Below are 15,276 nucleotides of genomic sequence, written 5' to 3'. Positions count from 1 at the left end.
CACCTACTGCCTTCTTCATGTGCGGGGTTCAGCAAAGCAGCTCAAAAGTCCATTCCGTATCCCAAACATGTTTGTTTCCACCAGCCACAAACTCTCTACGATGTTGGCAAATACGTACTCCTCTTTATCATCGCTATTATTTCAAAAATATAATTGGTTCTATTATAAATGAAGCACATATTTATTTCAAGTGGATAAAAATTATTGTTGAACGAGCAAAGGAAATGGTATATTGAAATAGCAATTATAGGGAAGATTTTAATGGATAACAGCATAAAAGGAAAAAATCCAAGTTTTTGTAAACGTTACCAATCTCTCCTTTTGTTTGCTGTGTATGGGGGAATAATAGCTTTGAAACGTTGATTTATAGGGAATTTTCCGAATTTTCAATTGGCGAATTTAATATAGTATGGGGATTTTTGTAAATCTCCTTAACAATTTAACTGCTGCATCCCAAATTAATTTTCAAAAAGTAATGTACAAAAAATTTTAAAATATGTATAATAGGGAATGTAATATATTTTCAGAAAATAGAAAAGGGAGGTCTACTAGTGAAAAAATCAAAACTTTCACTGCTATTAGTACTATCGCTTGTGCTAAGCATGTTCTTGGCAGCATGTTCCGGCAAGGACAACTCTACTGGCGATAAAAACAAAAAAGGAGATTCTGGTAAGAAGACATCACAAGTTCTTAATATTAATATTAAGACCGAGCCGTTTTCCTTACATCCAGGACTGGCTAATGATTCCACTTCAGGCGGTGTTATTAGACAAACATTTGAAGGCTTAACACGTATTGATAAAGATGGTAAGCCACAGCCTGCTGCAGCAGAAAACATCACCACTTCAAAAGATCTAAAAACCTACACATTTAAACTTCGCGATGCTAAATGGTCTAATGGTGATCCGGTTACTGCAGAGGACTTCGTATATGCTTGGAAATGGGCAATTGATCCAAAAAATAAGTCACAATATGCATATCAATTGTACTACATCAAGAATGGTGAAGCGATCAACACAGGTAAAGCAAAAGTCGATACACTAGGTGTAAAGGCTGTTGATGATAAAACATTGGAAGTTACGTTGCAAAACCCAACTCCATATTTCCTAGAATTAACGGCTTTCTATACTTACTCACCAATTAACAGCAAGATTGCTAAAGCAAATCCAAATTGGTACAAAGATGCCGGTGATCAATACACATCGAACGGTCCATTTAAAATGGTTGAATGGAAGCATAACAGTAAGATCGTGCTTGAAAAGAACGAAAACTACTGGGATGCCAATACTGTTAAGTTAACAAAAATTAATATGGACATGATCAACGACAACAATACAGAATTAAATATGTTTAAAAATGGTGAGCTCGATTGGGCTGGTATGCCGCTTGGACAGCTGCCTAATGATCTTCTGCCACAATTAAAGAAAGATGGTTCGCTCCATACTCAACCAATCGCAGGTACCTATTGGTATAAGTTTAATACTGAAAAGCCGCCATTAAATAATGTTAATATCCGCAAAGCACTTTCTTATGCAATTAACCGTAAGGCAATTGTTGAGAATGTAGCCCAAGGTGGGCAAATTCCAGCAATGGCTGCTGTACCGCCAACCATGATTAAAGAAAATGAACAAGGATATTTCAAGGATAATGATGTAGCAAAAGCAAAAGAATATTTAGCTAAAGGCTTAAAAGAACTTGGCTTAAGCGATGCTTCCAAGCTGCCGACCATTACGCTATCTTATAACACTGATGAAGGACATCAAAAGATTGCTCAAGCAGTTCAAGATATGTGGAAAAAAGAACTCGGTATCAATGTAAAACTTGAAAACGAAGAATGGAAAGTTTACATTACGAAGCTTCATACTGGAGATTATCAAATTGGCCGTATGGGCTGGTTAGGTGACTTTAACGATCCAATTAACTTCCTAGAATTGTTCCGCGACAAAAAGGGCGGAAACAATGATACAAACTGGGAAAATCCGGAATTCAAGAAATTATTAAATGCTTCGCAAACAGAAGCAGATCCTGCAAAACGTTTACAATTGTTAAAAGATGCCGAAGCCATCTTTATGGATGAAATGCCGGTTGCACCAGTATATTTCTACACAAATACTTGGGTTCAAGATGAAAACTTAAAGGATGTCGTTATTTCTGGTCTTGGCGACGTACAATTTAAGTGGGCTCATTTTGAATAATCTAATGGCCAAATTGTAAAGTTAGAACAAAGGTATATGGGAAATTTCCCGTATACCTTCGTTTCTTTCTTGGTTCTATTAGCAAATTATGGAGGTGTGCCATTTGGTAAAATATATTAGCAAACGTTTGCTGTATATGGTGCTGTCTTTATTTCTCATCATTACTGCAACGTTTTTCCTTATGAGGATTGCACCAGGAAACCCATTTACATCTGAAAAAAAGTTACCTCCGGAAATTGAGGCCAGCCTAAATGCACATTATGGTCTGAACAAACCTTGGTATGCTCAATATGGAGATTATTTAGTCAGGATTGCGCAATGGGATTTTGGTCCGTCTTTTAAATATGAATCACGAACCGTTAATGACCTAATTAATGACGGCTTTCCGGTTTCCTTAGCTCTAGGGGCTGAAGCGATTCTATTTGCGGTTGCAATTGGGATTCTGTTAGGGGTTATTGCGGCCTTACGGCATAATAAATGGCAGGATTATACAGCGATGATTATTGCCGTTTTCGGGATATCAGTTCCTTCCTTTATCATGGCAACATTTTTACAATATATATTTGCAATCAAATTGGGTTTGCTCCCCGTTGCCCGTTGGGATAATTTCTCTAACACAATTTTGCCGGCATTAGCCCTTGGAGCAACGCCTATGGCATTTATTGCCCGCTTAACGCGCTCTAGCATGCTGGAGGTCTTAAGCAATGATTATATTAAAACGGCGAAAGCAAAGGGATTGAGCCGTGGAGCAATGATAATGAAGCATACAATACGAAATGCCCTAATGCCGGTGGTTTCCTATATGGGTCCATTGTCTGCCGGTATTATTACGGGAAGTTTTGTTATTGAAAAAATATTTGGTATTCCAGGATTAGGCTCACACTTTGTTTTAAGTATTTCTAACCGGGATTATACAGTAATTATGGGCGTTACAGTATTTTATAGTATCTTATTATTGGTGTCCATTCTCCTTGTCGATATTGCCTATGGACTCATTGATCCGCGCATTAAACTGGCTGGCGGGAAGAAAGGAGAATAATGAATGGAGCAAATTGCTAAAGAAAAATTCCAAGTTGTTGGTGCAAAAGCATCTGATGCGGAAAAAATATCAAAGCCGAGTCTTTCCTTTTGGAAGGATGTAAGAATTCGTTTTCGAAAAAACAAGCTTGCTATGTTTGGGATTATTATTCTGATTCTCCTAATCATCATGGCAATCTTTGGACCATATATGACAAAATTTGATTATGCGACGAACGACTTAATGAATACCAATAAGGAGCCTTCCGGAACCCACTGGTTTGGGACCGATGACTTAGGGCGTGATATGTTTGCCCGGACTTGGCAAGGGGCGCGTATTTCATTGCTGATTGGTGTGATGGCCGCTTTAATTGACTTTGTTATCGGCGTAACCTGGGGTGGAATTGCCGGTTTCAAGGGCGGTCGCGTTGATGAATTTATGATGCGGATTGCTGATATTTTATATGGTGTTCCGTATTTACTGCTGGTAATCTTGTTTATGGTTGTATTAGGAGCAAATTTAACCACCATGATCTTAGCGATGACGATTACCGGATGGATTAATATGGCAAGGATCGTTCGCGGTGAGGTATTATCACTCAAGAACCAGGAATATGTGCTGGCCGCAAAAACCCTTGGGGCAAGTGTCACAAGGATTATGGCACGTCACTTAATCCCTAATGCAATGGGCTCGATATTGGTTACGATGACGTTAACAATCCCAAACGCCATTTTTACTGAAGCTTTTTTAAGTTTCCTTGGTCTTGGGTTAACACCACCATTAGCCAGTTGGGGAACGATGGCCAATGACGGTTTAGCAGCGATTCAATATTATCCGTGGCGATTATTCTTCCCGGCAGTACTGATTGCATTGACAATTTTTGCCTTTAACGTTATAGGTGATGGATTGCGCGATGCGTTAGATCCACGGTTACGGAATAAGGAGTGAGAACATGGAAAAGATACTCGAAGTAAAAGATTTAAAAGTCTCATTCCATGTGTATGGAGGAGAAGTCCAAGCTGTCCGCGGTGTAAGCTTTGATCTTTTTAAAGGCGAAACTTTAGCGATCGTAGGAGAATCTGGGTCGGGAAAATCCGTTTTGAATCAAACGATTATGAAATTGATTCCAATGCCTCCTGGTAAAATTACCGGTGGTCAGATTTTATTCCATGGTGAGGATATTGTTCATAAATCAGATAAGGAAATGGAAAAAATTCGTGGAAAAGATATTAGTATGATTTTCCAAGATCCGATGACATCATTAAATCCAACCATGAAGGTCGGACATCAGATCATGGAGGTTCTACACAAACATCAAAATATGAAGTCCTCACAAGCAAAAGAAAGAGCAATTGAATTGCTTCGACTTGTTGGGATTCCGATGCCGGAGAAACGAGTGAATCAATACCCGCATGAATTTTCCGGAGGTATGAGGCAACGGGCCATGATTGCGATTGCGCTTGCCGCAAATCCAAGCCTGCTCATTGCTGATGAACCAACAACAGCGCTCGATGTTACCATTCAAGCACAGATTTTGGAGTTAATGAAAGATTTACAGAAGAAAATGGACACGTCAATTATCTTTATTACTCACGACTTGGGAGTCGTCGCCAATGTGGCCGACCGTGTCGCGGTTATGTATGCAGGTCAAATCGTCGAGATTGGCACAGTTGATGAAATTTTTTACGACCCACGCCATCCATATACTTGGGGATTATTAGCATCAATGCCAAGTTTGGACAGTGACCATAAGGCGGAGCTCGCTGCTATTCCGGGTACGCCGCCGGATTTAACAAATCCGCCAAAAGGGGATGCCTTTGCTCCAAGAAATCAATATGCATTAGCAATCGATTTTGAGCAAGAGCCACCGATGTTCCAAGTTTCGGAAACCCATTTTGCCAAGACCTGGCTGTTGCATCCAGATGCTCCTAAAGTAGAACCGCCGGAAGCAGTAAAGCTGAAGATGCGGAAATTATCCTCTACCTTTGAAAAACCGATCCTTGTGAAGGAGGGGAAATAAATGGCGGAAAAACTTCTGGAAATTAAACATTTAAAGCAATATTTTAATATTGGCCGTCCCAATCAGGTAAAAGCAGTAGACGATGTCACTTTTGATATTTATAAGGGTGAAACTTTGGGGCTTGTTGGTGAATCCGGCTGCGGGAAATCTACAACCGGACGGACGATTATTCGCTTATACGATGCTACTGGGGGACAAGTTCTATTTAACGGAGAAAATGTCCATGGGAGAAAGTCAAAAGCAGAATTAAAAAAATTTAACCGCAAGATGCAAATGATCTTCCAGGATCCATACGCATCATTAAATCCAAGAATGACCGTGGCAGACATTATTGCCGAGGGTATTGATATCCATGGACTGGCTAAAAGCAAGAAAGAGCGGATGGAACGAGTCTATGAGCTGCTTGAAACTGTTGGTCTTAATAAAGAGCATGCCAATCGTTATCCGCACGAATTCTCCGGTGGTCAAAGACAAAGAATTGGTATTGCCAGAGCTCTGGCAGTTGAACCTGAATTTATTATAGCCGATGAACCAATCTCTGCCTTGGACGTTTCGATTCAAGCTCAGGTTGTCAACTTAATGAAACGGTTGCAGCGTGAAAAAGGGCTCACATATTTGTTTATCGCTCATGATTTATCAATGGTTAAATACATCAGTGACCGGATTGGAGTCATGTATTTCGGAAAGCTGGTGGAATTGGCTCCAGCTGATGATCTTTATCAAAATGCCATGCATCCATATACTAAATCACTGTTGTCGGCCATACCACTTCCGGACCCTGAATCCGAAAGAACACGGCGGCGGATCATGTATGATCCAAGCTCTCATCATTATGAAGAAAACGAAAAAGTGGAAATGCGTGAAATTGCACCTGGACATTTAGTATACTGTTCTGAAAAAGAATTTGAACAATATAAAGCTCAATATAAATGAAAACTTGCCGATTGGAGAGTCCGTTAAGGCGGTTCATAAGGCAAAGTTGAAATTTATTGCGACATTGGAAAGCATAAAATCGGGTGGAAATTTTATCCTATTCCTAATAGCTATAAAATAAGACGGTCCTTATTCAAGACCGTTTTATTTTATACAATTTAAGGGTTTTTAAATATTTCGAGAATTATTGACAATATTGTAGTAAAACGGGAGAATAAAAAGGTAGCAAAATATAGCAAAAAAGTTAGGCAAGGTGGGACAAGGATGAGAATTATTCAACAAGCTATTTTTATTTTCTTATTGATCATCCTTCTTGCTGCCATACCCTCAATTCTCATAGTAAACCCTTATGAGCTAAATATTTACTTAGATTTTAGCCAGCTTGGACATTTATATGGTCAGTTTATGAAGGAGCTTGCCAGCGGAAGTTTAGGAACATATCAGCTTGGAGATCAGGTAAGATTCATTTCAGCAGATATTAAGAGCAATTTTCTAATCAGCTTGTTTACATTATTAATTGGGGTACTGTCGGCCGTAGTAATAGGGTTATTATTTGGGATTTTTTTAAGCCGCTTTATCGTAACGCGATTTTTTAATATGCTGTTAAATATTTTATCCACCATACCTGATTTTATTTTAATAGTGTTTTCATTAGTATTGGCAATAAAAATTTATGAAGTTTCTGGTGTCAGAGTAATTTCTTTAAGACCTGATGGCGGAGCGCTGAATATATGGTATCCGATGGTATTAACGGCAATAGCACCAACTCTTTATATGTTTAAATTACTGGCCGTACAATACTATCAGACAAGTGGAGAAGATTATATCCGTACGGCGGTTTCTAAAGGAATGCGTGTAAATTACATAAACTTTCAACATGTTTATAAAAACATTGAACCGTTTATTATTGCGGATCTAACAAAAGTGGTTTCCTTGGCAATTGGTAACCTCTTCATTATTGAATATCTGCTAAACGTCCCTGGAATAACGAAATTTATATTTCAAAGCAATCAGTTTCAACCCATTACTATCGGTCTTTTTTCTATGCTGTTGATTTCGTTAATCGTTTATTTTTCTATTAGATTAGTACTTTATATTTTTAAACGAGGATTTATTTATGAATAGATTATTTTCTATTAATTATTCATTATATACAGGTATATTATTGACAGCTATTCTTATTTTTCTTGCGATATTTGGACCCTCAATGGCCCCGCATACGCTGACGGAGACACTAAGAACAAGCTATGAAAATGGAACAATCTTGGCACCGCCGCTTCCACCTTTTACGTCAAAGGAGTTCCTGCTGGGGACAGACCGTTCGGGATATGACATATTGTCGATGATTCTATACGGAATACGCTACACACTTTTTATCTCGTTCGCTGTGACGCTTATCAAAATGACAACAGGATCGCTTATTGGTTTATATGTCGGGACTTGGAAGAAAACACCGCAATTGCTTGAAGCATTTGAAAACGCCTGGAGTTATGTACCGCTCTTTCTTATCTTGTATTTCTTTCTTGGCCCAATCACTTTTGCTGAAAATGCCGATCCTAATGTTCTAGTTTTCTACTTTATTATCGTTGCATCCATCGTTAGTATCCCAAGTATTGTATCTTCGGTTCGAAAAAAGTCGAAAGAAATCTCAACATCAACTTTCATTGAAGCTGCCCGGCTTTTAGGGGCAAATCGCCATCGCCTTGTGTGGAGGCATATTTTTCCGCAGCTAAAGGAATCTCTCTTGGTGATGTTTATCTTAGAAATTGTCCAGGTAATTGCGCTGATGGGACAGCTTGCCTTAATGAACATCTTTATTGGTGGCACCATTTACAGACGCGATTCACAAATTTATCTATCCATTACGAAAGAAATCTCCGGGTTAGTAGGTGCTGCCCGGGGAAATATTTACAGCGATACAACTTATATTTTATACATACCATTGATATTGTTATTAATCATCACCAGCTCCTTTAGCTTGTTGGCTAATGGTTTAAAAAATCGCTTTCAGTCAACATATCAACGAACACCATGGGTCAAAACTGGGTTTGAGCCAAGGGTAAGACCTGTTAGAAAGGTTATGAAAAAAAGTGAATAGGAAAAAGAAAAAGGACAAAATCGTTTGGATTTTGTCCTTTAGCTTATTTTTTCTTTCCGCCAACCGCTTTCCAGCCGGTTTGGAAGCGGGCGTTTTGATCAACATATTCACTGCGGTGTTTACCGCCAAATAGTCTATTCCCCAGCCCATTTGTGATGTCACCCATAAATGCAGTAATTCCGATAATTAATAAGGCGACCACTATTAAATCAGTTATATAAGCAGCCATTGCAGTCCCTCCATTTATTCTCGTCAGTTGCTCTACAATTTATTGACTAAGTCCATACTCTTATTTTAAAAGAACTTGCTCTTTATTGAAAGAGAAAAGTTTTTTAGTTTTAAACAGATTGAAGGCGTTTTCATTTTGGGATTTTAATTGAGAATAGGTTTGCAGCCGTGTTTAATTGTATTTAACAATGAGGTAAAAAGAAGTTTTCAAATGGAAGGCCTAACAAGGACCCTCAAAAAATGTTGATTAAGAAACGAACATTATAGAAAGATTGGTCAATAAACATAAAAATTTTTACGATAAAGTTAGAAAAAAAGTGAAACTTTTGCGTTAAATATTCGTTAAATATAATGTAATGATTGAACCTCATTCATCTGCTAGTTTGTGAATATTTTTTGAAAAAAAGATACCCTTTTCTGAAACAGTGGTGTATAATAAATAATATAAATTACTTATTTAAAATGATTTTAATTAACTTATTGCTTATAATGGATTGTAAATAAAAGAGGAGTGTGAAGACGATATGGTAACATTATACACTTCACCTAGTTGTACATCGTGTCGAAAAGCAAAATCTTGGCTGGAAGAGCATGAAATTCCATACAAAGAAAGAAATATTTTCTCCGAACCTTTATCAATGGAAGAAATTAAAGAGATTCTCCGCATGACGGAGGATGGGACCGATGAGATTATTTCAACCAGATCAAAAACATTCCAAAAATTAAACATTAATTTGGATTCGATGCCGCTCCAAGATTTATTTAAATTGATTAAAGAAAACCCTGGCCTATTAAGACGTCCGATTATTATCGATGAAAAGCGCCTGCAGGTTGGATACAATGAAGATGAAATTCGCCGGTTCCTGCCTAGAAAGGTTAGGACATATCAATTACGTGAAGCACAACGGATGGTAAATTAATTCATCAAGCCTTCTTTATAAAAGAAGGCTGTTTTTAGTTTGTAGTTTCTCTTTTTTTTGCTAAAATGTATAGAATATCTATAATTGATATTTCTTCAGAAAGGGCAGCAAATAGGCTAATTAATCGTTTTTATCTATTTTGATTTTTTATTTCCCTTAAAAGCGATTTTGTCATAAAATGAAAGTACAGGGGTATTAATTTTTTCGAAGGGGAATGCCCCTATTGGAATAACCCTCTTTGCGGGAGTATATACTAATAAGCATTATCTGCCTGGGGGTTTTGTCCCTTCAATTTGGATGATGGAGGGGGAGAGGTAAAGATGGAAATTGAACGGATCAATGAATATACGGTAAAATTTTATATTTCCTATGTTGATATAGAAGAAAGAGGTTTTGACCGCGAGGAAATTTGGTATAATCGCGAACGAAGCGAAGAACTCTTTTGGGAAATGATGGATGAAGTACATGAGGAAGAGGAGTTCTCTGTTGAAGGACCACTGTGGATTCAAGTTCAAGCGCTTGATAAAGGGTTGGAAATACTTGTAACAAAGGCTCAGCTTTCAAAGGATGGTCAAAAGTTTGAACTGCCTATTCCAAATGGCAAAATGAAAGACTTTCCTGCAGATGATAAAATTGAAGAATTATTGGAGCAGCATTTTAGTCCCGGTTATTCTGAAGATGACTTTGCGATGGATGATACGTTGGAATTCATCATTGCCTTTAGAGACTTTGAGGATCTAATAAGCTTAAGCTCGCGGCCAGGCTTAGACAGTTTGGTGACGAAGCTGTTCCATTTTGAAGGCAACTACTATCTATATGTCGATTTTCCGGAGGATCAATTTGAGGAAGAAGAAATCGACGATATTTTAAGCGTCCTTTTGGAATATGGGTATGAAACTCAGCTTACGATTCATCGAATTCAAGAATATGGGAAAGAAATAATTGCTGACAATGTTTTTGCTGAGTTACGTAAATATTTTAGTTAATGAAAGTGCCGATTTCAGTGTTTGAAATCGGTATTTTAAATATTTTATAAATATACAGTTTTTTGGTAGGTGAGGGCATGAAAAACACAGTAAGGGTAATCCTTTTTTTGGTAGCACTATCCATACTATTGTTTTTCTTTCGGGACCGGTTGGAGAGTGGAATTTTAGGATTTCTAAGCGTCTTAATCTCGTTGTCGGTGATTTTTATTGGTTTTGTCATCTTTTTAGAAAACCGGCACCCATCCCAAACGATTACTTGGCTCGTCGTGCTTGGCAGTTTTCCCCTTGTTGGATTTATTTTTTATCTCCTTTTTGGTCGGAATTACCGTAAAGAAAAAATGTTTCGCAAAAAATATTTTCTTGATAAACAGGCCTTTCTGACTGTGGAAGGGGAAGAAGACCCGAGAAGTGAAGAGAAAAGAGCTTTAATGGGGGAACATCATGGGCAGTTATTTACTCTAGCCCAGAAGCTGGGAAATAGTCCAATTTCCTTCGACACGGCTACAAAGGTATTAACAAATGGTGAAGAAACGTTTCAGCATATTATCCAACAATTGAAAAGGGCGAGACATCATATCCATCTTGAATATTATATCGTCCGTCATGATCATATCGGTCAGGAAATAAAAAATATTTTAATTGAAAAAGCCAGCCAAGGGGTCAAAGTGCGTTTTATGTTTGATGCGGTTGGTTCCTGGCAGCTTTCAAAGGCCTACATAAATGAACTAAAAAATGCCGGTGTTGAGACGGTTCCCTTTGGTCCTGTTCGATTGCCATTTTTAAATAATAAATTTAATTTTCGTAACCATCGGAAGATTATTGTTATCGACGGTACGGTCGGTTTTGTCGGCGGATTAAATATCGGCAACGAATATTTAGGGAGAGATAAAGAAATTGGTTTTTGGCGGGATACACATCTAATGCTGAGAGGAGAGGCCGTTAGAAGCTTGCAGCTTATTTTTCTCCAAGATTGGTATTATATGACGAATCACAGTTTTTTAACGGCTGAATATTTATCACCGCAAATCGATCATGAAAGTCATGGTGGGGTTCAATTGATTGCCGGAGGACCCGATAATGAATGGAGTGTCATAAAGAACATCTTTTTCTCGATGATTGCTTCCGCGAAGGAATCGGTTTGGATTGCTTCTCCTTATTTTATTCCTGATGAGGATATTTTCTCCGCTTTAAAAGTGGCAGCATTAAGTGGAATTGATGTCAGGCTCCTTGTGCCAAACCGTCCGGATAAACGAATTGTTTTTCATGCCTCACGATCGTATTTCCCGGAGATGCTAGAGGCTGGGGTGAAAATTTATGAATACGAGCGCGGCTTTATGCATAGTAAAATCGTGATTGTTGATAATGAGCTGGCATCAATTGGAACTTCTAATATGGATATGCGGAGCTTCCATTTAAATTTTGAGGTCAATGCCTTTTTATTTCGAACCAAAAGTACGGAAAAGCTTGTTCAAGAATATATAAATGACCTAAAATACTCAAAACAAATAGATTTAAAAACCTTCGAGCAGCGACATATAGGCTTTCGTTTGCTGGAATCAACTGCACGGCTGCTTTCACCGCTTCTCTAAAAACCTGTCAATTATTTTGATGGGTTTTTTTCAATGGCAGGGATTTTGTTGACTTTTGTCGAATTGCTTAAACAGAAAGGAGGAAGTTGTATTTGTTAACCGCACGTACCAAAACGGGTAAAATTATTTGCCTTGGAAATGAATACAAGAAGGAAACATTATTGGCATTCCGAAATCAAGAGGAGTTTATCTGTCCGGTTTGTGGTGAGGCTGTTATCCTAAAATTAGGCGAACAGCGAATTTTTCACTTTGCTCATAAACGCGGGGGAAGTTGCCTGGAATTTTCTGAGGGGGAAACCGAAAACCATCTAAAGGGCAAACTGCAGCTATATCGCTGGTTAGTTTCACAGAATATCCCGGCAATTTTAGAGTATTATGATCGTGAAATTGCCCAGCGGCCTGACATCATGTTCAAGTTTCAAGGACAAAGGTATGCCTTAGAATTTCAATGCTCCCCAATACCCGAACGCATTTTTATCAAACGAACCAGAACATATCGCGATAATGGCTATGAACCGCTTTGGATCCTCTCACATCAGCATCTTCATTTTAAAAAGAGGAATGTCCTTTCTTTATCGAATTTTCACTATTTATTTTTACGGACTGCCAAGACTGGAAAGTTTTATCTTCCTTCCTATTGTCCTGATGAGCGGCTTTTTCACCTCGCGGATTCGATTATTCCCTACTCTGTAAAGCAGGCCTTTGTCCAACACTCGATTTATCCCATTGAGAAACTAACCTTATCTTCCCTGCTGAATCCCCCGACTGCATTTAAGAAACTGTGGTTACCGGGCTGGGAAAGAGAGTTGGAAAAATTTAAAATGCAATGGAGCTTACATCCAAGGGCAAATACAAATCATTTTTTACGAGAAATCTATTCCCAAAATATGAATCTGTTTTTATTACCTGCAGAGATTGGCCTCCCTGTCCCGCATTCACTCTTCATTCAAACCTCAGCAATCGTTTGGCAAACTTATATACTTCTTGATGTTCTAAAAGAAAAAAAGCCCGGAGATCTCTTGAAGCTTAACGAAATAAGAGGAAAACTAAATAGAAGAATTGCGAGGAAGAATATCATGATTCGTCATTTGCCTCAGCTTGATTCGGTAGATTATATGGTACCGGTGAAGGAATATCTTTATGTCCTGGAACGATTCGGGATTTTACTGCAACAAGATATTGACAGCTTCCAGCTGCTGCACACAATAATCATTCCTAGGTCAAATCGCGAGAAGGAAGAGTTGAGGTCAGCCTTTTATCAAAAAGTGATGACATTTTCACAAAACAATAAATGAAAATGAAGCAATGGGCATAATATGAAAGGATGAATCATTTTTTCTTCCAATAAAAAGAGGAAAAAAGACGTAAAAAACAGAATATATGTAATTGGAATACATTTCGAATTCCGAATTATTTTTGAATGGAGGATGAACGATGGCCAATGAATCTAATGTAAAATCACTGCCGTCAAGAAATGAACTTCCTGTTGAAGAGACATGGAGATTGGAGGACATTTTTGCAAGCGACGAGGAATGGGAGAAAGAATACCAAGCAGTAAAGGGTCTCATTCCGTCAATTAAAGACTTTGAGGGCAAATTAGCTGAAAGTGCCGATACACTTTACAAAGCCCTTCAGGTTGAGGATCAATTGCTTGAAAGAATCGGCAAGCTATATACATATTCACATATGCGATATGATCAGGATACGACTAACTCCTTTTATCAAGGATTGGATGATCGGATGAAAAATCTCTATTCCCAGGTTGGCAGTGCGCTGGCCTTTATTGTTCCGGAGATTCTTTCGATTGACGAGGACAAATTAAAAGGCTTTTTGAATGAAAAACAGGAGTTAAAACTATATGAGCATGCCATTGAGGAAATTAATCTGCAGCGGCCTCATGTGCTAAGTGCCGAGCAGGAAGCGCTATTAGCTGAAGCAGGAGAAGTGATGGATGCCTCAAGCAATACATTTGGGACATTGAATAATGCCGATCTACAATTCCCTTCCATTAAAGATGAGAACGGTGAAGAAGTAGAAGTCACCCACGGCCGCTATATACGCTTTCTGGAAAGCAGCGACCGCCGGGTAAGGCATGATGCGTTTAAAGCGGTTTACAAGACGTATGGTGATTTCAAAAACACATTTGCCAGTACATTAAGCGGCAATGTGAAAAAGAATAATTTCAATGCCCGCGTAAGAAAATATCAGTCAGCAAGACATGCAGCGCTTTCGGCCAATAATATTCCCGAAAGTGTCTATGATAACCTAGTCAATACGGTGAATAAAAATCTCTCTTTATTGCATCGCTATGTAAAGCTGCGTAAAAAAGTATTAGGAATAAACGAGCTTCATATGTACGATTTATATACACCGTTAGTAAAAGATGTAAAAATGGAGATTACGTATGACGAGGCAAAGGATATTGTTCTTAAAGGTTTGGCGCCGTTAGGCGAGGATTATGCCAAGGTGCTGAAAGAGGGGTTTGAAAACCGCTGGGTCGATGTCCATGAAAATAAAGGGAAGCGAAGCGGTGCCTATTCTTCAGGTGCATATGGAACCAATCCATATATTTTGTTGAACTGGCAGGATAACGTCAATAATTTGTTCACCTTAGCTCATGAATTCGGCCACTCAGTTCATAGCTACTATACAAGGAAATCGCAGCCATATCCGTATGGAAATTATTCGATCTTCGTTGCTGAAGTCGCTTCTACATGTAACGAGGCATTGCTTAATGATTTTTTATTAAAAACGATGGAGGATGACGGAAAGCGGATTTATCTGTTAAACCATTATTTAGAAGGTTTCCGTGGCACTGTCTTCCGCCAAACAATGTTTGCTGAATTTGAGCATTTAATTCATCAAAAAGCACAGAATAACGAAGCGTTAACAGCCGATGCTTTAACAGAAATCTACTATGATTTAAATAAAAAGTATTTTGGGGACGAGATTGTGATTGATGAGGAAATCGGACTTGAATGGGCGAGAATTCCGCATTTTTATTACAATTATTATGTCTACCAATATGCTACTGGATTTAGCGCGGCGACAGCCTTAAGCAAGCAAATTTTAGAAGAAGGCGAATCGGCGGTGAAACGGTATATCAATTTCTTAAGTGCCGGAAGCTCCGATTATCCGATTGAAGTCTTGAAGAAAGCCGGAGTCGATATGACCAGTGCAGCTCCAATCCAAGATGCCCTTCAGGTGTTTGAAGAAAAACTTGCTGAGCTGGAACAGTTATTAACAGAGAAATAAACCAAAGGGCCGGGTGTGAGCTATTATCCCGGCC

13 protein-coding genes and 1 other annotated feature (1 of these 14 running past the window's edge) are annotated in these 15,276 nt (G+C 38.5%); of the genes, 12 read left to right on the top strand and 1 reads right to left on the bottom strand.

Annotation, left to right across the window (positions count from 1 at the left end; translation table 11 throughout):
* Positions 1–140, bottom strand: a binding site (T-box leader); it reaches 101 nt to the left of the window's first position.
* 462 nt (positions 141–602) lie between these two features.
* The 7 genes from RCG24_RS09675 to RCG24_RS09645 all read left to right on the top strand — a co-directional run bounded on the left by RCG24_RS09675 (position 603) and on the right by RCG24_RS09645 (position 8,264).
* Entirely contained in the window at positions 603–2,195 is a 1,593-nt protein-coding gene (locus RCG24_RS09675; RefSeq protein WP_235888044.1) for a peptide ABC transporter substrate-binding protein, read from the top strand.
* A 103-nt stretch (positions 2,196–2,298) separates the two neighbouring features.
* Complete coding sequence (locus RCG24_RS09670; RefSeq protein WP_202653669.1) at positions 2,299–3,234, top strand: ABC transporter permease; 936 nt, start codon at positions 2,299–2,301, stop codon at positions 3,232–3,234.
* Positions 3,235–3,237: 3 nt separating this feature from the next.
* Positions 3,238–4,161: an ABC transporter permease gene (locus RCG24_RS09665; protein ID WP_202653670.1), complete on the top strand. Its 924-nt coding sequence runs from the start codon at positions 3,238–3,240 to the stop codon at positions 4,159–4,161.
* A gap of 4 nt (positions 4,162–4,165) precedes the next feature.
* Positions 4,166–5,233, top strand: a complete 1,068-nt coding sequence (locus tag RCG24_RS09660; RefSeq protein ID WP_202653671.1) for an ABC transporter ATP-binding protein — start codon at positions 4,166–4,168, stop codon at positions 5,231–5,233.
* Positions 5,234–6,166: an ABC transporter ATP-binding protein gene (locus RCG24_RS09655; protein WP_202653672.1), complete on the top strand. Its 933-nt coding sequence runs from the start codon at positions 5,234–5,236 to the stop codon at positions 6,164–6,166.
* A 264-nt stretch (positions 6,167–6,430) separates the two neighbouring features.
* Complete coding sequence (locus RCG24_RS09650; protein WP_202653673.1) at positions 6,431–7,291, top strand: ABC transporter permease subunit; 861 nt, start codon at positions 6,431–6,433, stop codon at positions 7,289–7,291.
* Complete coding sequence (locus tag RCG24_RS09645) at positions 7,284–8,264, top strand: ABC transporter permease (protein ID WP_202653674.1); 981 nt, start codon at positions 7,284–7,286, stop codon at positions 8,262–8,264. The genes RCG24_RS09650 and RCG24_RS09645 overlap by 8 nt, the downstream gene beginning before the upstream one ends.
* 43 nt (positions 8,265–8,307) lie before the next feature.
* Here RCG24_RS09645 and RCG24_RS09640 read toward each other — a convergent pair whose 3' ends face one another.
* Positions 8,308–8,493 carry a hypothetical protein gene (locus RCG24_RS09640; RefSeq protein ID WP_202653675.1) on the bottom strand — a complete coding sequence of 62 codons (186 nt, stop codon included), beginning with the start codon at positions 8,491–8,493 and terminating at the stop codon, positions 8,308–8,310.
* A 523-nt stretch (positions 8,494–9,016) separates the two neighbouring features.
* Between RCG24_RS09640 and spxA the strand changes: the two genes are divergently transcribed.
* From spxA to pepF, 5 genes are all read left to right on the top strand, one after another.
* Positions 9,017–9,412, top strand: a complete 396-nt coding sequence (gene spxA, locus RCG24_RS09635; RefSeq protein WP_202653676.1) for a transcriptional regulator SpxA — start codon at positions 9,017–9,019, stop codon at positions 9,410–9,412.
* A 320-nt stretch (positions 9,413–9,732) separates the two neighbouring features.
* Positions 9,733–10,398: an adaptor protein MecA gene (gene mecA / locus RCG24_RS09630; protein ID WP_202653677.1), complete on the top strand. Its 666-nt coding sequence runs from the start codon at positions 9,733–9,735 to the stop codon at positions 10,396–10,398.
* Positions 10,399–10,475: 77 nt separating this feature from the next.
* On the top strand, positions 10,476–11,987 hold the full coding sequence (cls, locus tag RCG24_RS09625) for a cardiolipin synthase (RefSeq protein ID WP_308078947.1): 1,512 nt from the start codon (positions 10,476–10,478) through the stop codon (positions 11,985–11,987).
* Positions 11,988–12,079: 92 nt separating this feature from the next.
* Positions 12,080–13,282: a competence protein CoiA gene (locus RCG24_RS09620; protein WP_202653679.1), complete on the top strand. Its 1,203-nt coding sequence runs from the start codon at positions 12,080–12,082 to the stop codon at positions 13,280–13,282.
* Between the two features lie 139 nt (positions 13,283–13,421).
* Entirely contained in the window at positions 13,422–15,242 is a 1,821-nt protein-coding gene (gene pepF / locus RCG24_RS09615) for an oligoendopeptidase F (RefSeq protein ID WP_202653680.1), read from the top strand.
* Positions 15,243–15,276: the final 34 nt, after the last annotated feature.

Origin of the sequence: Neobacillus sp. OS1-32, assembly GCF_030915425.1 — a bacterium.
In the GTDB taxonomy this organism is placed as follows: Bacteria; Bacillota; Bacilli; order Bacillales; family Cytobacillaceae; genus Neobacillus; species Neobacillus paridis.
Note: the sequence above shows the minus strand (reverse complement) of the source record. Positions and strands in the feature narration are given on the sequence as shown.